Origin of the sequence: Mycobacterium talmoniae, assembly GCF_001854525.1 — a bacterium.
Taxonomy (GTDB): Bacteria; Actinomycetota; Actinomycetes; order Mycobacteriales; family Mycobacteriaceae; genus Mycobacterium; species Mycobacterium talmoniae.
In genome coordinates this window covers 1-1,239 of the sequence record NZ_MLQM01000341.1, presented here as the reverse complement: position 1 = coordinate 1,239, position 1,239 = coordinate 1, and the positions used below count along the sequence as shown (strand labels likewise).

Here is a 1,239-nt window from a genome sequence, read left to right as displayed (position 1 = left end):
CCGCCCCACACACCCCCCATACCGCCCCCCCCACCGCCGGCGGCCTACACGGCCCGCGCCCCGGCCGGGCCCGGTGGGCGGGTTCCCGGGCCCGCCCGGTTGGGCCGGGGGGGCGGCCACCGCCGCGCCCGCCCGGCTGGCGGGCGCCGGTTGGGCCGCCGCCCCACACGCCGCCGCGGCGAGTCCCGGCACCCTACCGGCCGGGATGCCCTCGGTGGCCTCGGCCGGACGCGCCCCCGGCTTCGGCACACCGCGCTACGGCGTCAAACCCACCGTGATGCCCAAACCCGGCGTGGTGTAGCCGTTCCGCAGCCCACCACGTGCGATCGCCTCAACGGACAGGACGAGAAGACATGGATTTCGGAGCGTTGCCCCCGGAGATCAACTCCGGCCGCATGTACGCCGGGGCCGGCGCGGGCCCGTTGATGGCCGCCGCCGCGGCGTGGAGCGGCCTGGCCGCCGAGTTGGACACCACGGCGGCCTCCTGCCAGACGGTGGTCGCCGAACTGACCGGCGCGGACTGGCTGGGCCCGGCGTCGGCGGCGATGGCCGCCGCCGTCACCCCCTACCTCGGCTGGATGAACGCCACCGCGGCCGCCACCCAGCACGCCGCCGGCCAGGCGATGGCCTCGGCGGCGGCCTTCGAGACCGCGTTCGCGATGACGGTGCTGCCGCCGGTGATCGCCGCCAACCGGGCCGCGCTGGCGGCCCTGGTCGCGACCAATGTGCTGGGGCAGAACACCCCGGCGATCGCGGCCAACGAGGCCCTCTACGGTGAAATGTGGTCCCAAGACGCCGCCGCCATGTACGGCTACGCCGGTTCCTCGGCGACCGCCGGTAGGTTGAACCCGCTGGCCGCGCCGGCGCCGGTCACCACTCCCGCGGGGCCGGCCGACCAAGCCGCGGCGGTCGGTCAGGCCCACGCCGGCACGGCCGCCGTCGCCGGGCAGACGGAGCTGGCCCAGCTGCTCTCCCGGCTGTCCGAGGCGATGCAGGGGCTCGCCTCGCCGCTGACGACCGGGGGGGCGGGGCTTTCCACGGCGATGTCCGACATGGCCGGCGGCGTGGACAGCTTCTTCGGTATTCCGCTGGTGTCCAACGCCACCAACGGCGCGGTGAACACCGCGGCGTGGTTCGTCATGGCCGCCATCCCGAACGCGGTGTCGCTGGGCCACACCCTGGCCGGCGCCGCCCCGGCGGCAGCGACCGCGGAGGCGGTCGCCCCGGCGAGCCTCGGCG

2 protein-coding genes are annotated in these 1,239 nt (G+C 76.8%); both read left to right on the top strand.

Features of this window, described 5'->3' with window-relative positions:
• On the top strand, positions 1-301 hold a 301-nt coding region (locus BKN37_RS27200; protein WP_423212851.1), incomplete at its 5' end, for a PPE family protein, SVP subgroup.
• Positions 302-353: 52 nt separating this feature from the next.
• Positions 354-1,239 (top strand): PPE family protein (locus BKN37_RS27195; RefSeq protein WP_071030416.1); only part of this gene is annotated, 886 nt, incomplete at its 3' end.